Genomic DNA, 23,489 nt, shown 5'->3' with positions numbered 1-23,489 from the left:
AACTTACTTAATTTTTGCTGCATCAAATGCTTTTTGCACTGCTTGAACTTCAGCTGTATTCGCCCCATATTTATTAGTTGCCACTCGAATACATGCTGATTTCAATTCTTTGAAATTAGATGTCATGTTTAACTCATCTGTATTTGCATAATAGAAAATATCAAACATTTTATCTTCACCAATTCCTTTAACAGTTACTCCGTTATGAGTTCCGCCTTTTGCAATGAGATACGCAACTTTATTAATAATACTTGAATTAAAATGAACGCCACCTTGATCCCATCCATTAAAATCGTTAAATTCACTGTAATCATCTGGATACGGTACTCCAAGTGAAGATGGAACAGAAGCTGGGTTTTCCATATCACGGAAAACAGATCCAGTTTGTTCGCCCATTGTCCAGTTAAAGCTTCCATTATTTACGTATTTCTCAATAGATGTTCCCATAATATCAGATAGCGCCTCATTAATCGCACCAGATTCACCGTAATATTCAAGATTAGATTCGCTAGAAGTAACAGCATGTGTAAATTCATGTCCAGCTACGTCATATGCCTTGACAATAGGATCGCCATATACAAGCATACTTCCATTATTAGCACTTAATGCATTTTGCCAATTTTTCGGATCGTTCGTATCTTCAGAATCCCAAGCATGTACAACTGAAACTACCTTTTGTCCCTTATTATCAAAACTATTACGCTTATATTTATCTTTATAAAAATCAAATACCTTTGTTGCTAAGTAATGAGCACTTACTGCTTTTGAATCGTTAAATGTTGTTGAAGTGCTGGTTGCTAGTGTACCAGGATAATAGCTTTCTTCTTTAGTAATATCTCTGTAATTCACATCATATGTTTCAATTCCTTGCCCTCTTGTATAATCAGCAAGTGCATATTTGCCATTACTTTGTTTAGAAATACCAAATGAACGAGATATACCTAAATCATCTTTTCCTGTTCCAGTTAATGATGTAAGACTGCTTTTTTTACTTTCCTTTAAAGCTCCAACTAGTTTTTCACTTGCTTTTAAGTTAGATTCTTGTACCATATTTTTTAACATATCACCATTTTGTGCATTTACTAAATAAGTTCCGGAAACATAGTTTGGTGTTGCCGCTTCAAAGGTAACTTGGTATGCATTGCTAGCTTGTCCATTATTTTCATCAACAAAAATAACTTCCTTAACTTCTGGCTCAGAAATAAACTTGATATCGTTCCCGTACTTCGTATAAATATATTGTTTCGCTCCATCTTTTGATAGATTAATAGGTTTTTTCAATTCTTCTTGTTTTAAATTTTGCGCGCTATCGCCTGAAACACTTTTAATAACACCCTTATTATCTACGTGTGCAGTTAATTGATGGCCATATACTTCTTTTCCTTCGTATGTTTGCTGCATACGCACAAGTGTTGTTCCATCATACGAACCACGTTTTTGAAGAACTTTATAATCTACTCCTGTTTCTCCATTGACTTGATTTGGAGAAAGAGCTTGTTCAGCTTTCTCCTTAAGTGCATCCTTTACTACATTTTCTGGTGCTTTTTGTGACGGTTGTGTAAGTTCACCCGAACGGAATGAATCCTCCTGAATTTGAACTTGTAGTTGATCTGTTTCCTCTGCATGACCTATTCCATATGGTGCCACAGCTGTTAAAGCTAATCCTGTTGTTAATGCTACCTTAGTTAATGTCTTTGTGTTTTTCATTTTTTCACCTCGTATAATTTTTGAAATAGAAAGCTTGTACAAAGTATACTGTCTATTTATGTCGAAAAAAAGAGAAAATACAAAATTTATGTAATATTATGCAAAATTACATATATGTGGTCGATAAAATAAAAAATGAGCCCTTTTAGGTGCTCATCCAATTGGTTAGTCGTTAATTATCTATATTCATTCTAATCAAAGTACACTTATATCTTATTAACAACATAAAAAACCACTCTTTACTATTTTAAGAATTGTAGTCAAATACTTTAGTGAGGTGAGGCAACGCATATACAAGTTAGATTTTTCAATATAATTTTGTTATTTATGTCTATACCTGCATGGATTGTAACGTTTTGAGACTGCTGAAGTCTTATATGAGTTTCATCTTGTCAAAAATATCTTTCAAAGATAAATTTGTCTCCCCATTTAAATATAGAAAAGGACATATCTATTGCATGTTATTAACTTAAGGTATGTTCTTTTAAAGCATATTATAAATATACATAGTGAGAAATGAAACAATAATTATTCAAATGAAAAACCCCCTGAATTTTCAAAGCGATTCAGGGGGTTTTTTACCGATGATTCTCTATATTTCCATACCAATCACAAACTTTTTTAGGATAATGGTATGTCCAAGTTTAATAGTTTTTTGCACGAGAGCCATCTTTTTTATATTTATTTAATTATCCTACTAAGTTTTTTGTAAAATTCACCTTTTCTTTTTACATGATTAAACTGATTTGGATTAATATTAGCTTTTCGTGAGAGTGCTACAATCTCTTCTTTTGTAATTGAATCTTTAGTATTTATAGATGCTATATTTGTATATTTTCCATCTTCTGTTTTTGGGATTTCTAAAATCCCTTTATTTACAAGATCAACTACAGCCTTATGCTCTGAAGAATGTGTATCTACACCAATAATTTTCCAATTATGCATAACTTTTGGCGTGTATACACCGTTCTTTACCTCTTTTAAATATGTAATAGCAAGGTTACGAATGGTTCCACCTGTTTCTCCGAATGCATTCTCTTGTTTAGATGACCAAGTTTGTTCAAATTTACGTCCCTCTAAAGCTCCCCCTTTTGCCTGAAGGGCCTCCATTCTATACGCATTCATTCCTAGCGTCATAACATCGCTCATTTTGATTGGTTTATTTGTACGAATAGAGCGTAAATTTGTAATTTTACTACCATATGGTTTTGTTAAGTCAATTTCGTATTTTACGCCTCCAAAGAAATCGTTCGTACTGTATTTAGACGCACGACGATTTTTATCAAAGCTAACTGTTACATCTCCGGCACGAGATGAGTTAAAATATCCTGCTGCCCATTCCATATAATCTTTTAAATCTTTTCCAGTTATCTTATATACTGTAATTTCTCCCAAAGCATATTGATAATTATAAGCAATATCTTTCTTCTTTATAGGACCTATATCCAAACGGGCATAATCATTATCAATTTGATGGGCTACTACATCCGCCTTACTGTAATGGAGCATGACTTCATGAAAGAAATCTGATAAAGGTGTCTCTTGAATCTGCACACTTGGAATACCCTTTATTTCATTTTCAGGAACAAGGTTTCTACCCTTTAATTGGGCGACTACAACATTTGCATCTCCTCTCGCATACTCATGAAAAGGTGTTAGTGTTTCTTCAAGTGTAGAATCAGATAATACTGTAGTTCCATCAGCATTTTTTACAGGTATAGCGGTAGCTGTTTTATCTTTTAAAACAAGCTTCCCATCTTGCTTTGTAAAAGTAAGGTCAATACGTGAAATATGCGTTCCGTATTTATCTGGTTCTGTAATAATTACGCCATTTACAACTTCTTTTTTTACAAGTTTATGCATATGAGCTGCAAAAATAGCGCTTAGTTCCGGACAAGCATTCGCAATATCTTGAACACCAGTACCTGGGATTCCATTCTCATTTTCTAGTCCCATATGCATAACCCCTACCATTACATCTACTTTATCTTCTAATTCTTTAATAGCCTTTTTTGTCTCTTCTACTGGATTTTTCACTACTAAACCATCCAAATGATCTGTCCCTTTTTCAAAATCACTAATCATTGGTGTATTCATACCAATAATCCCGACTTTAATTCCACCTTTTTCAACAATCGTATATGCAGGAAGAAAACGCTCTCCATTTTCCTTGTAAATATTTCCTGCTAACGTCTTTCCCTTGTATTGCTCACTAACTTTTTTCAATGTATCTAATCCAAAGTTGAATTCATGATTTCCAAATGCCCAGGCGTCATATCCCATTGTATTCATTGCTACCATCATTGGCGATTGTGGCTTATCGTTGAATAATTCTACTGAGTTTCCTTGAATTGTATCCCCGGCATCTACTAATATGGTATTTGGATTTTCTTGACGTACCTTCTTTATAACCGTATAAAGCTGCGTCAAACTTCCACTCATATTTGCTCCATCAAGCGCATAATCCCAAGGCATAAATCTACCATGAATATCTGCAGTACCTAACAATGTAATATTAACATTAGATTCCTCAGCCTTAGAAATAGCTGGTTTGACTGTTACTGCTGTTACAAGAAGCATAAGAATAATAAAATTGCATACATAGTTCTTCCATTTCATTTTTTGCATAATAACAATATTTCTCCCCTTTTTGTACTGTCATAAAGTTGCTTGAACTTTAAAAATGTAACTTATTATTCAGAGAAATTCAACTACAAAAGATAATTTTGGAGGTGGTTTTGCTGTGAAAATATAGAGAATAAAATGCATATATCCCCTAACAGAATAGTATTTTATCGTTTTCTAATAAAATACTTCTTCCTCCAACGTGTGAAGAGCGCTAAACCCACGGTAGATGTATACGTACTTTCAAAATTTTGGACATACAACTCATTTTCGGATTTTATTTCTAATTTTTTCCTTCTATATGAAAATGCTGAGATCACTTCCAAAAATAATAACCCCGCTCTTCATTTAAGACGGGGTTACACTTATACAGCAAATCGGATTCAGATTTTTTTCAAATGTTCGTTTCCTCTTCAGGAGTAAAATCTGCTAGTTTCGTATTTTTTTCTGCTTATTGGTTGCTTTCAACTAAATTCATCATAATTTTAATCAGGACTTGTATTTTATCACTCGAATCCTTGATGCTATCCCAAATCGCTCAATAAATAGATAATGATTTTTACTGTTCAACTCCACAAAGCAATTTTATCTCTTTAATTTGTTCTATATGACGCTGTTCATGCAAATAGATCAGTTCTATCCACTGATCAAGAAGTAATTCTCCAAGAGCTGGATGTGTCACTGATTTTTTCGCTAATATAGATTCATCTTCTATTGTACTCAGGAAACGCATCAATTCTTTTCTAGAGTCGTTTAACAAATCAACCATTTGCTGCACTTCAAATGGTTCTATACTTGGTTCAATCATTTCTGGGGCTATAAATTTTATCGATCTATCTAATAAAATAGTGTGAATTTCTTTACGCTCATTTAAGATACTATCCATCTTTTTTAATCCCGATGAAATAACTGTTATAACTCTCTCATCTAATAAAACTAAGTGATGACAAACTTGTGCTATACTCCATTTATCCTTATCTGGTTTCCTATTAAATTGAGCATCACTTAACAAATTAATTTCCTCAAATAATTGATTTCTAGTTTCATAAAACTTGTCATTTACAAATGTATTCATGTGAATTCTCCTTTCGCTAGAACCTACATACTTAAATTCCTACGCTAGAAATATTCTCTATGGAAAAAAGATTTTCCTTCACTATTATTCCAATCCAATCTTTTCTTTCTTTAGTAGGTTCTCTAATTCATGCTGAAATGTATGAGTTCTCTCAACATCCTTGAAGATTTCCTTGAGGTTATTATGTGCTACAGCTATATCATAATACTTTCCACGGAATCCTTTCAATATAACTACATAAAACGTTCCTAATTATCAATCTAGCATTAAATATATGTAAAAAATCACTCTATTCATTCATTTTTAATGCTTATGTATGTACATTTGTTAATTTATTAGTTATATTATGGGTATTGAATGATTACGAAAAGTTAATAAATCGCTTGTATAAACACCTTATATTTTTATATCCGTGAAAACTACAAAATGTATAAAATTCCATTTGTCAAATGAATTTAATGCGGAAGGAGGTTTGTGGTTACTTCATCGGGATATAATAATCAGTTTTGAACTGTAAAAATATAGGAGGCGACATAATGTTTCGTACGATTTCAAATTTCATGAGAGTAGCTGAGATAAGAAACAAAATTCTTTTTACACTAGCGATGCTAATTGTTTTTCGAATTGGCACGTTTATTCCAGTTCCTCATACTAACGCAGAGGTATTAAAAGTACAAGATCAAGCCAACGTTTTAGGTATGCTAAACGTATTTGGCGGAGGAGCACTGCAACACTTCTCAATCTTTGCTGTAGGTATCACACCATATATTACAGCTTCTATCATTGTACAATTACTACAAATGGACGTTGTACCTAAATTTACAGAATGGGCAAAGCAAGGAGAAATGGGCCGTAAGAAATCAGCTCAATTTACTCGCTACTTTACAATCATTCTCGCATTCATACAATCCATTGGGATGTCTTATGGTTTTAATAATATAGCAGGTGGACAATTAATTACAGATCAAAGCTGGACTACATACTTATTTATTGCGACAGTTTTAACTGCTGGTACTGCATTTTTACTTTGGTTAGGTGAACAAATTACCGCTAATGGCGTTGGTAATGGAATCTCAATGATTATCTTCGCAGGACTTGTTGCGGCGATCCCGAATGTCGCTAATCAAATTTATTTGCAACAATTCCAAAACGCAGGCGATCAGTTATTTATGCACATAATAAAAATGGTTTTAATTGGACTCGTAATTTTAGCGATAGTTGTTGGTGTTATTTACATTCAACAAGCTGTTCGAAAAATACCGATTCAATATGCAAAAGCTGTTTCAGGAAACAATCAATATCAAGGAGCAAAAAATACTCATTTACCTCTTAAAGTAAATAGTGCAGGTGTAATTCCTGTTATCTTTGCTTCAGCCTTTTTAATGACGCCGCGTACAATTGCGCAGCTCTTCCCTGACTCGAGCGTATCTAAATGGCTAATTGCGAATCTTGATTTTGCACATCCGTTTGGAATGGCGCTTTATGTTGGTCTTATCGTTGCTTTCACATACTTCTATGCATTTATTCAAGTAAACCCTGAACAAATGGCTGAGAATTTGAAAAAGCAAAACGGATATGTCCCGGGTATTCGCCCAGGTAAATCTACAGAACAGTATGTAACAAAAATTTTATACCGTTTAACATTTATCGGTGCGATTTTCTTAGGAGCAATTTCAATATTACCGCTCGTATTCACGAAAATCGCAACATTACCACCATCTGCTCAAATCGGTGGTACAAGTTTACTAATCATCGTAGGTGTTGCATTAGAAACGATGAAGACGTTAGAAAGTCAACTTGTGAAGCGTCATTATAAAGGTTTTATAAAAAAAGTGAATTAATTACAAAAACACACTAGAAGTCACAATAGCGACCTAGTGTGTTTTTATTATAAAAACTTATAATAACGGAGGTTTTGTCTTATGAGTCAAAGAATGTCTTATTATGATATTTCGCCTGATGGTATGAAAATTATGATGGATATGGAGAAATACACGAAGAAATCTTCAATTAATCGAGCTGTTAGAGAGCTTATAAAAATTAGAGTATCTCAAATTAATGGTTGTGCTTATTGTATTGATATGCATACTTCTGACGCCCGAAAATTGGGTGAAGCCGAGCAAAGAATTTACTGCTTAAGCGCTTGGGATGATTGCGATTTTTATACTCCTGAAGAAAAAGTTGCTTTGGAACTATCGGAGCATATTACTCTCATTCCTACTAAAAGAGTTCCTGAAAATCTATATAACCGAGTACGTGAACACTTTGACGAAAAACAATATGTTGACCTTGTGTTAATCATTAATCAAATAAACAATTGGAATCGAATTTCTATCGCGATGGGCAATACCGTAATAAAAAAATAACACTTATCCACCAAACATTATGCGATCGATTTAGTTAAGTGTAAAATTAAATACACCCTATATTAAAACACAGTTGGTTATTTCTCCAACTGTGTTTTTGATTTTACTATCTCTAATCTGTATTCTAATGTGTTAATCATTTTCTTCAAATTAACTATTTTTTCTTCTGAATTTTGAATACGTTTCCCGCTGTTTTCCACATCATTAAGCTTTAACTACATCTCTTTTTTTAACAACCTTCCTTGCTTAAAATAAACTCCAAGTGTAGTACGATTCGCTAAAAATACACCAATCAAGATTAAACAAGCTCCAATTCCCATTGCAGGATTTAATGGTTCTCCTAATACAAAATAACCTACAATAACAGCGATTAATGGAGATACATACAACCATGTTGATGGAAATATTGGATTTGTTTTTGATAAGAGCCAATAATATAAACCGTGCCCACCGATAGATCCTACAAATATAAGATATAAAATTGGCCATTGTACATTCCAAGATGTTAATACAGCTAAATTCGGCTGTTCCATTACAACAGATACAATTAATAGCAAAACTCCTCCATAAAACATTTGAATGCCGTTAATGAGAAATGGTGATACGTTAGGTAAATCTGAAAGTATCTCTTTAGAACGAATAGAACCTATTCCATAAAACAACTCTCCTACTAATATAACAAGGCATGCAATACTCCATATGAAAGTAAGTTCTTGATGCATGCCAGGTAAAGATATAAACAAAACTCCTGTAAGTGCTATAACTAAAGCAACAAGTTGTTCTTTTTGCAATTTTGTTTTATTTCTCTTTGATTGTAATAGCAAAATCATCATTGGGGCTGTTGCAGATAGAACTGCAGCTAATCCAGAAGAAATATATTGTTCAGCCCAGTAAAGAGTCGCGAATGTCATAAATGTTAAACAAAAACCAGCATATATAATACGTTTCGATAATAAGTAAGGCATAATATCCTTTCGCTTTAATTTAAAAATAATAATGAGAATAAGGCCCGCCAAAAAGAAACGAATTCCAGCTGAAAATAATGGTGGTGCCCCCGCTTCTATTCCAATTTTTATCGTTAAAAATGTCGTTCCAAAAATAATACATACTAAAATATAATTTAAAATGACCATTTTCCTTCCTCCTTTTTACTCTTGAAATGAGTATAGAGGATATGGTGTATAACAGTGTATCCACGCATATAACAGTTGAATAAAAATATAGTTGATTGTCAGGATGTTTTTCGCTTTAATTAAATTAAAAAGAAAAACAGGTGATTCTATGAAGATAGTACTACGTAAAGAATCCAACATACCATATTACCAACAAATATATATGCAAATTGTTGAGAGAATTCAAAGCGGGATGCTTTCACATGGCGATTACCTCCCTTCTTTACGTGCTATGGCCGATGATTTGCAAATTAGTTTATTAACTGTTCGTAAAGCTTATAAACAGTTAGAAACGAAAGGTTATATACGAATTGAACAAGGAAAAGGTGCCTATATACATAAACGTGTGAACAAAGATTTCAAACCAATTCCATATCAATGGCAACAAACGAAATCCATTAATGTTATGCGTTCTCAATATGTAATGAACCAACATCGTAAATATTTTGATTTTTCACAGGCTGTCCTTTATCCACGTTTATTACCAAATCCGTTTCTTTCAGATGAAATGCACAAATTACTTAATAAGGATCAAATGATACTGGCAACATATGGACCTGTTCAAGGTGACAAAGAACTTAGAGTGGAAATAACAAACTACTTAAAAGAACACCAACAAGTAGTTACAGATCCACCTCAATTATTAATTACAAGTGGTGCCCAGCAAGGAATTGATTTAATCGCCCAAACATTATTAAAACCTGGAGACATAGTGTTAGTAGAAAGTCCGTGTTACGGAGCGGCGCTTGATGTATTTGTTAATAAAGGAGTTCAAATTATCCCTGTTAGTCTTGATAACAACGGCATTCGCTCAGATTTAATCGATGATATTTGTCAAAGAAAGAATCCTGTTTTGTTATATGTGAATCCTACTTTTCAGAATCCAACGGGCACAGTAATGAGTAAAGAAAGAAGAATGGAACTTGTAGAACTAGCAGAGCTTTATCAATTTTTCATTTTAGAGGATGATTCTTTCGGAGAGATATATTTTGAGGATTTTAAAATTCCCCCTCCAATAAAAAGCTTTGATACAAATGGTCATGTTATATATTTAAAAGGATTTAGTAAAACGTTAGCACCAGGTCTTCGCATCGCGGCACTTGCAGCTGAAGGTCCTATCTTTGAATGGTTATACGCCGTTAAGGCTTCGATGGATATTGGTAGTCCCTTATTGACACAAAAAGCACTACTTCCTTTTTTACGCGCGGAACGAATGAAAAATCATTTAGAAAAATTACGGACTGCTTTACAAATTAGACGCGATTTAACAATTGATGTATTATCTCCATTAAAAGAATTAGAATTTGAAATACCTAATGGAGGATTTAACTTATGGGTTACACTCCCTCAGTCAATCGATCCTTTTACATTATTACAAAAAGCGAATGAAGTAGATGTTTCTTTTTTACCCGGCACAGCTTGTCTGATAAACCATGAAAATCAATATAATCATTTGCGAATTAGTTATTCAATGTTAAATGAAAAAGATATGTTGATTGGATTAGAAAGATTACATGATACAATTGCCAAGTTTAAATCAATGATTTAAACTCTAAAACAACAACTAACCTCTTATTCACACAATAAAAAACCAACACTTTAAAATTTTATTAAAAGTCAAGATATAAGCTGAACCTATTATTAATAGTGAATTCTTATCTAATGTCATGCATTTTATATGTATAAAAATTAAAAGGATAGAAGAGCTTGAATAAATTCGCCCTATCTATCCTCTTTTTAAACACAAATGACTAATCATAGCGGACTTTGCTGTCACCAGAACCTGTATTGCTCTATTGCTATGCTCAAACTTCTTTTTATTACTACTTGTTCAATAAGAGGTGTTTTCTTCCTGCATGAAATTTATTTTATAGGGGATTCATTATACTTATTAAAACAACAACATGATATAGACAAAACCAAAGAATAAACATAATGGACTATAGAACCAAGTGTCATATCTAGCAAACTGAGAATGTTTAATTTTTTTGAAAAATCCAACAAACTTAAAATCACCAATTGCCCTAACAATGAAAACTAAAGCACAGACAATACTTCCGATTTTAGATAAACTATTTGCTTCGAACCCCTGCAAATAACCTACTTGAACAACAATAATGACACTAGCTAATAGAATAAGAATGGCTACGAATAATGTTCCCCGTATTCTCGGAGTAAAAGCAGGCTTATGTTCTCCCTCTTTTACTGGGATAACAGCAGCAGAACCCCATCGACCTCCAAAAGCCCAATAAATATGCAAAAAACTGATAAACCACAGAAGCCCCACAGCTACTACTATTAATAGTAATTTCATTTATTCGCCCCCAATTTCGTAACTTCAAAGATAACATACACTACCGTATGTTACAGTGAAAATTTTGTCCCTTCAGGTTTTATAACCATATTAGGGACATTTATTATCGAATAATCAATTATGCCTCAGCATAATTCTGTGACATCCGCCGGAGGCTTTCACTTCTTTCAGTGGATGTTTGGACACCCGCTGAAAGAAGTGAAAAGCTCAACCATTTTATCAATATCAAAATTAGGATTTGCTTCAAACCTTGTCATCCATCCTACATACGTTAAATAGGCAAGTCTCGCTCGATCAATTGATTCAGTTTCGTCTACGCCCATTTTTTGATACAATTTTGCAACACAAGAAATTCTTTGTTCTTCTATATCTACTAAACGTGTTGCCACAACAGGATCATATTTAGCCCAAGCATAAATACCATTCTCAATTTTTTTATCTCGATTAAAACTAATCTGTAATAGCTGTTCTAAAGAGGCATCCTGTTGCTCCATACTTTGAACAATCAGCCTTGTTGCATGTACTTCCCAAAAGTCGAGCATAGAATCTAAAAGCTCTTGATGGTCACGAAAATAGTGATAGAAGCTTCCTTTGCTTATTTTTAGCAATCGAGCAAGTGCTTCAATGCGAACTTTATGTATACCTTCATTAGCTAATTGTTGTAATCCTACTTTTATCCAGTCTTCCCTCGTTAATTGCATATTATCTCTCCAATAAAATACGGTAGCGTATGTTTTACGTTAGATTACTACTATTCTCATTTTTTGTCAATTATTCATTCTGTTTATTTTTATGAACTTTAATGTTGTTAATCGTAATATTGATCGTCATCACCCTTGATAAATTAGATAACACGAAAGTCCCTTCAGGATTACTGAAGGGACTTTTACACGTTTGCGAAAAGTCCCTTTATGTACAAGAAGCGCTTTTCAGTCTAAAACTATTTTTTCAGATTACATTGCTCTAGAAGCTTTTCTAGCATTTCCAAAGTAACTGGTTGTGCCTTGGTAGTTAGTTGATACCCGATCCGTCCATTCGTTTCTACAGTTGCTTGTTGTAAATTCTTGATTTCATGTATACCTTTTTCTCTCAGATGCATAAATAATTGTTGTTCTGACATTTTTGCACGTAATAAATTCTTTTTTAAAATCTCCCCGTTTTCTATAACAATAATGCTAGTTCCATTTAGAAACTTTTCTATTTTTCGTGATTTCAATTCAAAAAAATGAATGATAAGTAAAACACTCGCAAAAATAAACGCAGTAAAAATAGATGGGACTACTTTCCTACTTAATATAGGTTCTACAATAATACGACCTATAGAAACAACAATAATAATTTCAGCTCTCGTCATTTGGCTAACAGATTTACTACCTGTCAATTTCAAAAAAATAATTCCAGTAAGGATTAAAATAAAGCTTTCAAAAAGTATATTCATTACAGTCCAATCCTTTAATTGTGAATGTTACTAGTATTCCCATTAAAGGATTTTTATGATATTTCACACACTCATCAGACCATGAAGGATGTAAAGGTATCCATCCATACTCTTTATCTGCTTTATTATTTGAAGCTTCTCTCCCGGCTATTACTGGTATAGCACCAACTTTCTTTATTGCTTCTACTTGCGACTCATTACTAATCATTGCAAATACAATATGACCTTCTCTTATTTACATTAGCAATAAAGAACATCCTATTACACCAGTTGCACCTGCTACAAAAATTTGCATATGTGTTCCTTCTTATTTTGAATATCATAATTGAGACAAAACATATATAAAGTATGTGACAAATATTTGGTTAGTTTTTTCATTATTCATATGAAACGTATACTTTTAAAGGATTAATCATCCCTTGATTCAATTCCTCAAAACATTGTACGAGTGCAGTATAATCTATGTCATGTTCAAAAACTTCTTCTATAAATGGTGTTTGTTCTATTTTTCTAAAAAGCCAATCTGCATGCTTTTGATAATCATATCCGTCACTTGACCCAATGATTTGCAATTCTTTCCGATAAAAGTCGGCGGTTAATGCTAGTTCTTCTTTATTACCATCAGAAAGTATACATATTACACCATTATTATTAAGGGCCTTTTGCAATGTACGAAATCCGCTATTTGTAGCTGAACATTCAAAACCGTAATTATATGTTTCTATTATTTGCTCTTCTGAATCATATATGTTTTTCGCACCAAATTTCTTTGCAAATTCTCTTCTATTTCTATTAGGTTCAACAACATCCACATGATCCACACCTACATAGTATTTTAAGAAATAACAAGCGAGTAACCCCATAACTCCCATTCCAGTTATAAGTACTTTTTTATCTTGTCGCGGGTTTAGTTTTAATACTCCTTTAGCAGCATCACATGAAAGAATGGATAATAAGGCAACTTTAGGTTTTATATAACTAGGTACTCGAATTACTTTATGCCCCTTAACTATTCCTATCGATTGATGCCCATAAAAAGAAACTACTTTATCGCCTACGTTTAAATTTGTTACTTTATTACCAACTTGAATAACTTCACCATAACTTTCATATCCAGTTTCTCTCGGATATAAAGGATCAACATCTGAAATGTCCGATTCTTTATACTGTGGTAACTCTGCTCCAATACTTATTGCACCTGCAACTGTTTTAACGATAATTTCATCATCCTGTAATGGCCTAATTTCACCCGTTTGCCACTTCAGTTGTTTAGGCCCTTCTAAAACTAATTTATATTGTTCCATTCATATCCTCCCCTTTTATCTCGCTATTTGTGGGGATCTGGCTGATAATCACTGAGGGATGAACTATACCCCAATGATAAAAAAATGTATTTAACGTAGCTCTTAAACTATTTATCATAATTAATGTGAATGTTTCATCCGAAATTTAAGCTATAAAGTTGACTAGCAACCAACAGTGATAACATGGTAATTGAATTTGATAGATATGGAATTAATGAGCATGTAACTGGACAATATGTCTCAATTACGAAATTAAAAAGGATGTATTTGAATGTAAAGCATGCGGAAATATCTAATATGGTGTCATTCGAAATAATTACGAACGTATTCCCCACTCTTTTTGTAAAATCGTTATAAGTGATATTGTTATCGATCTAGATACCGACTATATTTATTTACCCAATCGATAAAATTACCCATGTCCTTATTTACTGTACATTTCTGCCCAGCATCTAATAGACAATTAACCATACATGAAGATTACTATTCTGATAACATTTTAAGAAAAGTTGTTGCCGCCCAAATGAAATACGCAAGTTGCGTCACGATATACATCGTAATTTCAAAACCTGTAAGCTTTCTTTCCCTTTTCATTTTCTTTAAATATCTATAAAAACAAAATGAACAAAGTAATAGTAAAACAATTGATAATTGGTATAAATTTTCAACCAAAAGGACCGCCATATACTTCATCCCCCTTAGATAATACGTATAGTTCAAGCATAACATAAATAAAGGTATTAATTACCAATTTATTGAAAGACAGATATTCCCCTAATTAAAACCAGTCACTCTTTTGAAATGCTTCAATACAATATTATGTAATCAACTACGTACTATATAATATGAGATTACTTTTTCTTTCACTGCACATGCTTAGGAGGAAGTTTTACATGCAATTGATTCATAACATACAAAAAAAGCGTTTAATAACCTATGTGACTACGATATGGCCAATTTATTACACGCTATTCAATCATTAAATATTACACTTCATAAAGTATCTCCTTTCATAACTTCACCAGCTAATCTCGAATACGGAAGAAACGTTATCTATAAGTCTGAATTTGTGGAGATTATAGTATTAAATTTTCCAAGCAAAGCAAAGACTTTTGTTCATGATCACGGAATATCTTTAGGATGTATCCTAATAGTCAATGGCACATTACAAAATATAACGTACGAAAACAATAGCGAACAGATTGAAGAGTTTACAGAGGGAAATATTTTTACCGTAAAAAAGATACTGTGCATAAAATGTATAACGCTACAGATTCAGCAGTAATAACATTCCACGTATATTCTCCACCATTAAAAGATGTACAAATATATGAGTAGTCTTTAGAAGGAGGAAATATGCAAAATTTGAAGGATTCTTATATAAAGAGTTTACAAGATGGAAGAAATGTTTGGCTCTATGGAAAGAAAGTAGATGTAACTACAGACAAAAATTTCGCGGGTACACTATGTACTATTTCTAATTTATTTTCATTATTCGATGATCCAATACGAAAAAACTCTGTTGGATATGTGAGTTCAAAAACGAAAGAGTTTGTCCATACAGCTTTTTTAGTTCCTAGTTCCTATAACGAATTATTAATGAGGAGAACCGCCTTTGAAACGTGGAGTTTTTTTACAGACGGTGTAATGAGTAGATTATCCGATTACGCCAGATCGAGACTTACTGGATGGTACGCATCAAGATATTTTTATAAAAAATTCGATTCACAGTTTCCAGATAAAATCACATCTTATTATGAAAAAGCTAGAGATAAACACTTGTTTATAAGTGTAGTTCAGCGTGATCCACAAATAAATCGATCTACAGAATCAACGTTGAATGTAAATGAATTAGGATTACTTAGAATTACGAAAAAAACTACCGACGGAATTTATTTAAATGGTGCAAAAATGATAGGGACTGCTTCCCCTTATTCAAATGATTTATTAATCTATCCATTAACAAAACTGACTGACGCTCAAAAAGATTTTGCTCATTTTCTCATTGTCGCAGCTAATTCCCCAGGATTACATATGGTTTGTAGAGAGCCATTTGCGAATAAATCCTCAAGTACAGTTGATTCCCCTATTAGCTCGCAGTATGATGAAATGGATGCACTATTAATCTTCGATAATGTATTTGTACCTTGGGAACGTGTTTTACTTTATAACAATCCTGAAGCACTATGGGCAATAAAATCAGATGTAGCTTCTAGTTGTTTAGCTTATCATCAAGCAATTATACGATTACTAGTAAAGCTCGAATTTATAACTGCAATCGCTTGTGAAATTGCTGAAGCAATCGGTGCTAATACTTATTTGCATGTCCAAGAGAAACTCGGGGAATTAATTATGCAAATTGAAACAATTCGAGCTCTCTTAATTGCCTCAGAAATTGAAGGTACTATTTATGAGAACCAAACATATTTGCCAAACTTTAAATATATTGAAACTGCAAGAAATCTTGGTTCGAAATATTATCCCCGCGCAATAGAAATTTTACAATTAATTGGAGCAGGTGGCTTTATTCAACTACCTTCCAGCATGAAAGATTTCCAAAGTCCGATATCGGATTTGTTGAAAAAACACTTTAAAGGAACGAACATAGATGCTGAACAACGTACAAAGCTATTTAAATTAGCATGGGATATTGTCGGAAGCCCACTAGGATCCAGACACGAATTGTACGAAAGGTTTTATGCAGGAGATCCAATACGGAATACAGCTACCCAATATGTAAATTACGATAAAAATCACTTTAAAAAGATGCTAGGTAAATATTTACATTAATGAAAAAGAGCACTCTTCACTAAGAGCGCTCTTAAAAATATTATACTGCCTTAATTTTGATTTAAAACGTTCTCCTCAAAATATTTTCCCCAATCTGGTCGTCTTCCATCCATATCTGTAAATCCATACTCTCTTCCTAATTCCCATGAACTTAGCGCTAGTCCCGTTTTTTCATGAACATTTGGATCACTTGCTAAAGATGCAATTGCTCTGCCAACAAAGAAAGGAGTTTCCGATGCGATAAAATGAGGATCTTGCTTTGCTCCGTCTCGCCAATTCTCCTCTGTTACACCAAATATATCTAACATCGCTTCTGAACGAAGGAATCCTGGGCTAACTGCAACCGCTGTAATATTATGTTGCTCTAAATCTTTCGCCATTGCTTCTGCTAAATGAATTGTTGAGACTTTTGCTAAACTATAGTACAAATTACCTCGATATTGATAATCGACACCATCTGTAATTTCAATAACAAGCCCCTTCTTATTTTTCACCATTAATGGTACACCGTAGTAGCTCGTCATCATATGAGAATGAACCGCTCTTTGTTGCATTAATAATCCGTTATGTAGATTGTGTTCCCAGAAAGGTTTCTCCCATTCAGTTAAAGGATCACCACCCCAAACATCGTTTACTAAAATATCAAGCTGTCCATTTTGTTCTTCTTGAATCTTTGTAAATAAAGCTTTAATATCTTCTTCTACTGTATGGTCAACACGAACTGCGATTCCTTTTCCGCCTTGCTTTGTAACAAGCTCTGCCGTTTCTTCAATCGTTTCAGTTCTTCCCATACAGGATAAATTCCCTTTAGTACTTCTTCCTGTTACATATACAGTTGCACCCGCTTCACCAAGCATCATCGCAATGCCTCTTCCAGCACCTCTTGTTGCTCCGGCCACAACCGCAACTTTACCCTGTAATGGTTTCATATCATTCTCCTTCATTTTTATCACTAAGTTTAATTATTTTTGGTATATGCTCACTATCATATTCTTTCGTATAGATTTCTCCATCAGGAGTAACAAATTGTAACGTAATTTTACCACACACGCCATTAATAATTTCAAATTCACCTTGTAGATTTGAAATAGCACGCTCTTTACTTTTAATGGAATCTTCATAAATTTTCACATTAGATATAGGTTCGTTGTTATGATCCACTATAACACCTCTCGAATACATAGCAACTGCTATACATTTGTCACTTTCTTTACTATTGATAATAATTACAAGTGCTCCAATAACTATAGTAATACATACAAACAAGGCTATTATTTTTCGTTTCATAACAAACCTCCTTATACGTATTATTCTTTTTTAAATTGAAAATCTAGACGTCCCAATTGTTTTACTTCCTCAATTACTTTGCGAATACCTTCTTCAATCTTATCTTCCTTTACATTCGATACGTTTAACTTCAACAACCTTTCTTTATGAAAATCATTTAAATAATTTCTATCAATAGAATCAATACTTATTTGATTTTCACTTAATTTTTTTATAAGTATTTCCGTCACTATGTTTTTCTGCATTTCTAAACAAGTGTGTATTCCCAATGTATTTTGCTTATTATATGTAAACAAAGATGGGTTTTCATTTTGCACTTTTTCCAATGTTTCTGCTAGTTTTATTGATCTATTGTAGTACGAAGCTTTAATTTTATGTTTATGCCGATCAAACATTCCGCTCTTTATATAAATTTCTAAAGCAGCTTGAGAAATCATCGGACTATCAATATCTAATATCTTTTTATATTTATGGAAATCATTTGCGATGGATGGCGGAATGACTGCAACTCCAACTCGTAAACCTGGAAAAATAATCTTTGAGTAACTTTTCAAATATATAACATGGTTACAATTATCTTGACTGTAAAAAGGATCTACTTTTGAATCAGTCTCTAAATCTGCTAAATAATCATCTTCCACTATAAATACATTATATTTCTTCGCAAGTTTAATAATCTTTTCTCTCTCTTTTTTAGAATACGACGTTCCAAGTGGATGGTGAAACCTTGGAGTTGTATAAAAAAATTTAATTTTTTCTGTTTTGAATACCCTCTCTAGTTCCTTTAAATCTATCCCTTCATGCGTACGCTTAATTCCGATTACAGGAATGTTATTTATTTCTACATATTCAATATATAAATGGTAACTTGGTTGTTCAATTAGTATTGTGCTATGTCCATTTGGAAATGGTATAGAAGTTAATATAGCAAGTGCTTGCTGGACACCTGACGTTATAAATATGTTTTCTTCATTAGTGAAAACTTGATAGTTTGCTAATTGTTTTTGCACAACCGAAATTAAAGATGGTAACCCTTTCGGTGTTCCGTATATAAACAAATCATTCTTATATGTATCAATCGCTTTATTAATGCAATGCTGAAAATCTAAGTATGGAAAAACATCGGGATCTGGTGCTGAAGAAGCAAAATCAATCATCTCGTTATTTTCTATGTAACTCCCAGATTTCTTAACAACATAGTATCCACTTTGAGGTACAGAATAAATAATATGGCGCTTTTCTAATTCATGCAGCGCTCGTATTACAGTCGCCTTATTACATTCATATTGCGTAACAAGTGACCGTATAGACGGTAATTTCTTCCCTTCTTTTATCTCTCCATTTTGAATCATACGTTCTAAGTCATTTAAAACATGTAAATATTTATACATCATTACACCCCCTACATTTAATTTGTACCGGTACAGTTTGCATTTGTTCACATTGTAGCACTAGATCATAAAGATTACTATGTACGTATACTGGCCAGTAAGAAATTAACTACTATGAGGTGAAATTATGAAAAATACAACAAAAGCATATTTATCAGCGTTACTCTATTCTTTAATTATTGGATTTTCATTTATGTTTGTGAAACTAGCATTAACCATTACGAGCCCTCTTGATACTCTTGCTCATCGTTTTACAATTGCTTTCATAGCAGCAAGCATTCCGATTATTTTCGGTTTTGTAAAGTTAAATATATCATTCAAAAACATACTTGCCCTTTTGCCACTCGCAATATTTTATCCAGCACTGTTCTTTGCTTTCCAAGCATTTGGTCTAGTATATACAAGTTCATCTGAAGCTGGAATTATACAGGCTGCTATCCCTATATTTACAATGATACTCGCTTCATATTTTTTAAAAGAATATACGAATACTTGGCAAAAAATATCAGTATGTATTTCTGTCATAGGTGTCATTTATATATTTGTTATGAATGGTATAGGGGCTCATGAAACGAGCTTTATCGGTGTTATTCTCATTTTATTATCGGCATTATCATCTGCTTGCTACAATGTATTAACTCGAAAAATGACAAAGAAATTCAAGCTGATGGATTTAACATACACAATGACAGCAATCGGTTTTATTAGTTTTAATTTCATCGCAATCATTGACCATATGAACAAAGGTACAATAACTGTATACTTTAAGCCATTTACGAATGGAACATTCCTTATCTCCATTTTATATTTAGGATTACTATCTTCCTTACTGACAGCATTATTATTAAACTATTCACTATCTTATATTGAAGCAGCCAAAATAAGTGTTTTTAGCAACTTATCTACACTTATTACCATTATCGTAGGCGTTGTATTCTTACACGAGCAAATTGCCTACTATCATATTGTCGGTACACTTATGATTGTTCTTGGAGTAATAGGCACAAATTTTCTAGAAAAAAAAGGAATCATAGCGAAAAAGAAGAATACCTCCTTGAGTAAATAAAAAGTGAGGGGTAAATAATGCAGAACTCTAATACGATCGATATCCGTAATATACATGAGCTAGAGAACGAATTATCTACTTTATTAAGTAAACCCATTTCTTCAGGAGAAGATTTAGAAAATTGGCTGAAAATACAGTCGAAATTAATATGGGAAATCGAAGAACAATTGAGATCACACTATATTGACTTTCAATGTAATACAGATAACAAAGAAATAAAAGATACGTTTGAATATGATCAACAATATGTAAGGCCTCTTTTGAAACGTTATCAAAATTCCTTTGATAATAAATATTTAGAGTCACCATTTCGAATGCAACTTGATCCAAAAACTTATAGCTTACTAGATAAAAAAATAAAAAATGCGCAAACATTATTTTGTGAAAAGAACATTGATTTAGAAGTAAAAGAAGACAAATTAGTAACCGAGTACTTCGAAATTACAGGCAGTTTGACTGCACTATGGGATGGCGAAGAAAAAACAATTACTGAACTACAGTCTTACTTACAAAATCCGAATCGTGATATACGAAAAAAAGCAAAAACGCTCATTTCCGAAAAATTTTTATCTGTTGAAAATAATTTACAACATATTTTAAATGAATTAATTGCAATCCGTCACCAAAAGGCAAAAAACATTCAATTAGATAATTATCGTGATTATATGTTTAAAAAACATGAACGTTTTGATTATACGGCTGATGATTGCTATGAACTTGCAGAATCCGTTCGTAAATACGTTGTGCCACTTATTGATAATATATTTAATGAGAAAAAAGCTGAACTTCAAGTAGATACACTTCGTCCGTGGGATCTAAAAGCAGCCGCTCCAAATCAAAAAGTATTAAAACCCATTGAAGACGAGAGTGATTTAATCGAAAAAAGTTCTCATATTTTACAAAAACTAGACCCAGAATTTTCTGCATTATTGAGCCGTATGCATAAAAATGATTGCTTAGATTTAGAAAGTCGTAAAGGAAAAGCACCTGGAGGATTTTGCGAACACTTACCTGCTTCTCAATTATCTTTTATTTTTATGAATCTCAATCATACACATTATGATGTTACTACTTTCCTCCATGAAATGGGCCATAGTATTCATAATGAATGTATGAAGCAGCTAAAGCTACAAAAATATTTAGAAATCCCTTCAGAATCAGCTGAGCTAGCCAGCATGACAATGGAATTGTTTTCGATGGAGTATTGGGATACATTTTATGAGAATACAGAAGAATTTATAAAAGCAAAATTAGATTTCTTTAAAGATATTGTTAAGTATTTACCACAAATGGTTATCGTTGATCAATTCCAACATTGGATGTATGAAAATCCAAATCATACTGCTAAAGAAAGAAATGAAAAATATTTAGAATTACATAACACTTACCAATCGAATGTGGTAAATATTGAAGGTTATGAAAACTGGATAGCAACTGGCTGGTTACCTGTACTACACATATTCGAAATACCATTCTATTATATCGAATATGCAATCGCGCAACTTGGTGCATTGCAAATGTATAAACAATATAAAGAGAATCCTAAACAAGCACTACAAAATTACAAACAAGCATTATCCCTAGGTAGCTCTGAATCCTTACCAGAGGTATATGAAGTAGCTGGAATTCGTTTTGATTTTTCTAGTGAGACAATAAAAGAATTAATGGCATTTGTAGAAGAAGAATTAAATTTACTTGAACAAATATAAGTAAAAAAGATGCACCTATACTTTTAGGTGCATCTTTTTTACTGTATTCTCTTCTAATTAGTTTCAATTTTCATCTCGCTTTATTAATAAGCTCTATATATTGTAGGTCCCCATATCCTATTGTTGGAAAAAGATTAAATAACCTTTTTAATAACTCTTGTGTTGGTAAATCTTTATTTTTGGAGATATACTTTACTACTACATTATTTTCTTTTAGCATTTCTAAATATAAATCTATCGCCTGATACATTACAGGTAGTACCTCATGAGATGGCTTTTTATGATTTACTAGAACTTCATTGTAAACAGAAAAATAGTTCCCTAATTCAAGTTCAATTTGACTAACTTTAAATTCATCCTCTCTGAAGCTATTTAAGTATACTTTTCCCTTATAACCAGACTGTTCAAGGTAAGAAAGTACTGTAAGTAGATTCATTTGGCAAAACATATCTTCACCGAACCATAAAACAATACATTTATACTCTTTCTTAAAAAGATTCTCTAAAGGATGAATAACCTTTTTCGTATAATTTTCTACAGTACCTTGGTGTCCTTCTGCCCTTGTTTTAATAAACTCATCATCAAAAATCTGTGCAGTAGTCGTATTTACACACATAGCTTCATTAAATGGAGCGTAATCAGACTCCCCCATTAGTTTTTCACTTTTAAATTCTTCATACATAAATTGACCATTTAATATATTTAGTACATCTTTATCAAACAGCTCACTCTTCGCATTTCGTAACTGATCAACTTCAATTTTTCTAGAAAAATTCATTCTATCCCACTCCTTTCCATCATTGATTGAGAGTTTAATAAATGATTGAACCGGTATTTTGTTAAGTTGGAATTTTCCTGGGGTTATACCAAAAACAGTTTTAAATGCTCTACTATAAGCCTCTTGCGAAGAGTAATCGTAATCAAATGCGATATCAATTATCTTTCTATCATTCGTCAAATCTTCCGTTGATAAATACAATCTTCTAAGAAGAATATATCGTCTAATACTTATCCCTGTTACTTGATGAAATTTAAACGAACAGAAGTAAGGAGAATATCCCATATAATTAGATAATTTATCTAATGAAAACTTCTTTTTTAAATTGCCCTCAATCCATTCAATCATTAGCTGTATATGTTCATTCATTTATCCCCCTCCTCACTAAATATTATAAGAAGTATCCACTTCTCTCTTTTGATATTTCTTGTGGTTTATAACATTAACCACCCTCTAGAACCTTTAAA

General features: G+C 32.6%; 20 protein-coding genes and 2 pseudogenes. 8 read left to right on the top strand and 14 right to left on the bottom strand.

The features are described from left to right. Positions 1 to 3: 3 nt before the first annotated feature. From MR066_RS00430 to MR066_RS00420, 3 genes are all read right to left on the bottom strand, one after another. Positions 4 to 1,707, bottom strand: a complete 1,704-nt coding sequence (locus MR066_RS00430) for a M4 family metallopeptidase (RefSeq protein ID WP_002141893.1) — start codon at positions 1,705 to 1,707, stop codon at positions 4 to 6. Between the two features lie 681 nt (positions 1,708 to 2,388). Beyond that, the gene (locus MR066_RS00425; protein WP_242245574.1) at positions 2,389 to 4,335 is read right to left on the bottom strand and encodes a bifunctional metallophosphatase/5'-nucleotidase; all 1,947 of its coding nucleotides are present in this window, start codon (positions 4,333 to 4,335) and stop codon (positions 2,389 to 2,391) included. A 556-nt stretch (positions 4,336 to 4,891) separates the two neighbouring features. Continuing rightward, on the bottom strand, positions 4,892 to 5,407 hold the full coding sequence (locus tag MR066_RS00420; RefSeq protein WP_002141892.1) for a DinB family protein: 516 nt from the start codon (positions 5,405 to 5,407) through the stop codon (positions 4,892 to 4,894). Between the two features lie 536 nt (positions 5,408 to 5,943). Here MR066_RS00420 and secY point away from each other — a divergent pair. Further along, positions 5,944 to 7,248, top strand: coding sequence for a preprotein translocase subunit SecY (gene secY, locus MR066_RS00415; protein ID WP_002141891.1), 1,305 nt, complete (start codon positions 5,944 to 5,946; stop codon positions 7,246 to 7,248). A gap of 81 nt (positions 7,249 to 7,329) precedes the next feature. Then, positions 7,330 to 7,773, top strand: coding sequence for a carboxymuconolactone decarboxylase family protein (locus MR066_RS00410; RefSeq protein ID WP_193653764.1), 444 nt, complete (start codon positions 7,330 to 7,332; stop codon positions 7,771 to 7,773). Between the two features lie 215 nt (positions 7,774 to 7,988). Here the strand turns inward: MR066_RS00410 and MR066_RS00405 are convergent, their stop codons facing one another. Next, entirely contained in the window at positions 7,989 to 8,906 is a 918-nt protein-coding gene (locus MR066_RS00405; RefSeq protein ID WP_002085373.1) for a DMT family transporter, read from the bottom strand. 148 nt (positions 8,907 to 9,054) lie between these two features. On the opposite strand from MR066_RS00405, the gene pdxR reads away from it, so the two are divergent. Further along, entirely contained in the window at positions 9,055 to 10,494 is a 1,440-nt protein-coding gene (gene pdxR, locus MR066_RS00400; RefSeq protein WP_242245572.1) for a MocR-like pyridoxine biosynthesis transcription factor PdxR, read from the top strand. Between the two features lie 342 nt (positions 10,495 to 10,836). Here pdxR and MR066_RS00395 read toward each other — a convergent pair whose 3' ends face one another. From MR066_RS00395 to MR066_RS00375, 5 genes are all read right to left on the bottom strand, one after another. Further along, on the bottom strand, positions 10,837 to 11,259 hold the full coding sequence (locus MR066_RS00395; RefSeq protein WP_242245571.1) for a DUF3995 domain-containing protein: 423 nt from the start codon (positions 11,257 to 11,259) through the stop codon (positions 10,837 to 10,839). 167 nt (positions 11,260 to 11,426) lie between these two features. Then, the gene (locus MR066_RS00390) at positions 11,427 to 11,960 is read right to left on the bottom strand and encodes a TetR/AcrR family transcriptional regulator (RefSeq protein ID WP_242245569.1); all 534 of its coding nucleotides are present in this window, start codon (positions 11,958 to 11,960) and stop codon (positions 11,427 to 11,429) included. Positions 11,961 to 12,199: 239 nt separating this feature from the next. After that, the gene (locus MR066_RS00385) at positions 12,200 to 12,697 is read right to left on the bottom strand and encodes a DUF421 domain-containing protein (protein ID WP_113936431.1); all 498 of its coding nucleotides are present in this window, start codon (positions 12,695 to 12,697) and stop codon (positions 12,200 to 12,202) included. Beyond that, positions 12,681 to 12,905 carry a hypothetical protein gene (locus MR066_RS00380; protein WP_396022267.1) on the bottom strand — a complete coding sequence of 75 codons (225 nt, stop codon included), beginning with the start codon at positions 12,903 to 12,905 and terminating at the stop codon, positions 12,681 to 12,683. The genes MR066_RS00385 and MR066_RS00380 overlap by 17 nt, the downstream gene beginning before the upstream one ends. A gap of 169 nt (positions 12,906 to 13,074) precedes the next feature. Next, positions 13,075 to 14,001 (bottom strand): zinc-binding dehydrogenase, encoded by a 927-nt coding sequence (locus MR066_RS00375; protein WP_242245567.1) that lies wholly within the window; start codon positions 13,999 to 14,001, stop codon positions 13,075 to 13,077. Positions 14,002 to 14,184: 183 nt separating this feature from the next. On the opposite strand from MR066_RS00375, the pseudogene MR066_RS00370 reads away from it, so the two are divergent. Further along, positions 14,185 to 14,411, top strand: a pseudogene (locus MR066_RS00370) (hypothetical protein). 73 nt (positions 14,412 to 14,484) lie between these two features. On the opposite strand, the gene MR066_RS00365 reads toward MR066_RS00370, so the two are convergent. Further along, positions 14,485 to 14,685 carry a hypothetical protein gene (locus tag MR066_RS00365; RefSeq protein ID WP_219918654.1) on the bottom strand — a complete coding sequence of 67 codons (201 nt, stop codon included), beginning with the start codon at positions 14,683 to 14,685 and terminating at the stop codon, positions 14,485 to 14,487. A gap of 209 nt (positions 14,686 to 14,894) precedes the next feature. On the opposite strand from MR066_RS00365, the pseudogene MR066_RS00360 reads away from it, so the two are divergent. Together MR066_RS00360 and MR066_RS00355 are read left to right on the top strand one after the other, a co-directional pair. Continuing rightward, positions 14,895 to 15,339, top strand: a pseudogene (locus tag MR066_RS00360) (cysteine dioxygenase). Positions 15,340 to 15,357: 18 nt separating this feature from the next. After that, positions 15,358 to 16,791 (top strand): 4-hydroxyphenylacetate 3-hydroxylase family protein, encoded by a 1,434-nt coding sequence (locus MR066_RS00355; RefSeq protein WP_242245565.1) that lies wholly within the window; start codon positions 15,358 to 15,360, stop codon positions 16,789 to 16,791. 50 nt (positions 16,792 to 16,841) lie between these two features. Here MR066_RS00355 and MR066_RS00350 read toward each other — a convergent pair whose 3' ends face one another. The 3 genes from MR066_RS00350 to MR066_RS00340 are packed head-to-tail and all read right to left on the bottom strand — an operon-like array spanning position 16,842 to position 19,469. Beyond that, positions 16,842 to 17,720 carry an SDR family oxidoreductase gene (locus tag MR066_RS00350; RefSeq protein ID WP_242245564.1) on the bottom strand — a complete coding sequence of 293 codons (879 nt, stop codon included), beginning with the start codon at positions 17,718 to 17,720 and terminating at the stop codon, positions 16,842 to 16,844. A gap of 1 nt (position 17,721) precedes the next feature. Then, positions 17,722 to 18,078: a serine/threonine protein kinase gene (locus MR066_RS00345; protein ID WP_002147709.1), complete on the bottom strand. Its 357-nt coding sequence runs from the start codon at positions 18,076 to 18,078 to the stop codon at positions 17,722 to 17,724. A gap of 20 nt (positions 18,079 to 18,098) precedes the next feature. Further along, on the bottom strand, positions 18,099 to 19,469 hold the full coding sequence (locus MR066_RS00340) for an aminotransferase-like domain-containing protein (RefSeq protein ID WP_242245562.1): 1,371 nt from the start codon (positions 19,467 to 19,469) through the stop codon (positions 18,099 to 18,101). 127 nt (positions 19,470 to 19,596) lie between these two features. On the opposite strand from MR066_RS00340, the gene MR066_RS00335 reads away from it, so the two are divergent. Together MR066_RS00335 and MR066_RS00330 are read left to right on the top strand one after the other, a co-directional pair. After that, positions 19,597 to 20,535 (top strand): DMT family transporter, encoded by a 939-nt coding sequence (locus tag MR066_RS00335; RefSeq protein ID WP_242245560.1) that lies wholly within the window; start codon positions 19,597 to 19,599, stop codon positions 20,533 to 20,535. 17 nt (positions 20,536 to 20,552) lie between these two features. Beyond that, positions 20,553 to 22,244: a M3 family oligoendopeptidase gene (locus tag MR066_RS00330; protein WP_242245559.1), complete on the top strand. Its 1,692-nt coding sequence runs from the start codon at positions 20,553 to 20,555 to the stop codon at positions 22,242 to 22,244. A 70-nt stretch (positions 22,245 to 22,314) separates the two neighbouring features. Here the strand turns inward: MR066_RS00330 and MR066_RS00325 are convergent, their stop codons facing one another. Further along, entirely contained in the window at positions 22,315 to 23,391 is a 1,077-nt protein-coding gene (locus MR066_RS00325; protein ID WP_016091399.1) for a helix-turn-helix domain-containing protein, read from the bottom strand. Positions 23,392 to 23,489 lie beyond the last annotated feature (98 nt).

The sequence above is a fragment of the Bacillus cereus group sp. BfR-BA-01523 genome (genome assembly GCF_022662615.1).
In the GTDB taxonomy this organism is placed as follows: domain Bacteria; phylum Bacillota; class Bacilli; order Bacillales; family Bacillaceae_G; genus Bacillus_A; species Bacillus_A mycoides.
This window is presented reverse-complemented; position numbering and strand designations above follow the sequence as displayed.

Excerpts from the sequence above, each read along its gene's own strand:
- MR066_RS00335 (WP_242245560.1), top strand. The coding sequence starts at position 19,597 with ATGAAAAATACAACAAAAGCATATTTATCAGCGTTACTCTATTCTTTA.
- secY (WP_002141891.1), top strand. The coding sequence starts at position 5,944 with ATGTTTCGTACGATTTCAAATTTCATGAGAGTAGCTGAGATAAGAAAC.
- MR066_RS00390 (WP_242245569.1), bottom strand. The coding sequence starts at position 11,960 with ATGCAATTAACGAGGGAAGACTGGATAAAAGTAGGATTACAACAATTA.
- MR066_RS00385 (WP_113936431.1), bottom strand. The coding sequence starts at position 12,697 with ATGAATATACTTTTTGAAAGCTTTATTTTAATCCTTACTGGAATTATT.
- MR066_RS00365 (WP_219918654.1), bottom strand. The coding sequence starts at position 14,685 with ATGGCGGTCCTTTTGGTTGAAAATTTATACCAATTATCAATTGTTTTA.
- MR066_RS00325 (WP_016091399.1), bottom strand. The coding sequence starts at position 23,391 with ATGAATGAACATATACAGCTAATGATTGAATGGATTGAGGGCAATTTA.
- MR066_RS00330 (WP_242245559.1), top strand. The coding sequence starts at position 20,553 with ATGCAGAACTCTAATACGATCGATATCCGTAATATACATGAGCTAGAG.
- MR066_RS00405 (WP_002085373.1), bottom strand. The coding sequence starts at position 8,906 with ATGGTCATTTTAAATTATATTTTAGTATGTATTATTTTTGGAACGACA.
- MR066_RS00430 (WP_002141893.1), bottom strand. The coding sequence starts at position 1,707 with ATGAAAAACACAAAGACATTAACTAAGGTAGCATTAACAACAGGATTA.
- MR066_RS00375 (WP_242245567.1), bottom strand. The coding sequence starts at position 14,001 with ATGGAACAATATAAATTAGTTTTAGAAGGGCCTAAACAACTGAAGTGG.
- MR066_RS00420 (WP_002141892.1), bottom strand. The coding sequence starts at position 5,407 with ATGAATACATTTGTAAATGACAAGTTTTATGAAACTAGAAATCAATTA.
- MR066_RS00425 (WP_242245574.1), bottom strand. The coding sequence starts at position 4,335 with ATGCAAAAAATGAAATGGAAGAACTATGTATGCAATTTTATTATTCTT.
- MR066_RS00340 (WP_242245562.1), bottom strand. The coding sequence starts at position 19,469 with ATGTATAAATATTTACATGTTTTAAATGACTTAGAACGTATGATTCAA.
- MR066_RS00350 (WP_242245564.1), bottom strand. The coding sequence starts at position 17,720 with ATGAAACCATTACAGGGTAAAGTTGCGGTTGTGGCCGGAGCAACAAGA.
- pdxR (WP_242245572.1), top strand. The coding sequence starts at position 9,055 with ATGAAGATAGTACTACGTAAAGAATCCAACATACCATATTACCAACAA.
- MR066_RS00395 (WP_242245571.1), bottom strand. The coding sequence starts at position 11,259 with ATGAAATTACTATTAATAGTAGTAGCTGTGGGGCTTCTGTGGTTTATC.
- MR066_RS00355 (WP_242245565.1), top strand. The coding sequence starts at position 15,358 with ATGCAAAATTTGAAGGATTCTTATATAAAGAGTTTACAAGATGGAAGA.
- MR066_RS00410 (WP_193653764.1), top strand. The coding sequence starts at position 7,330 with ATGAGTCAAAGAATGTCTTATTATGATATTTCGCCTGATGGTATGAAA.
- MR066_RS00345 (WP_002147709.1), bottom strand. The coding sequence starts at position 18,078 with ATGAAACGAAAAATAATAGCCTTGTTTGTATGTATTACTATAGTTATT.
- MR066_RS00380 (WP_396022267.1), bottom strand. The coding sequence starts at position 12,905 with ATGATTAGTAATGAGTCGCAAGTAGAAGCAATAAAGAAAGTTGGTGCT.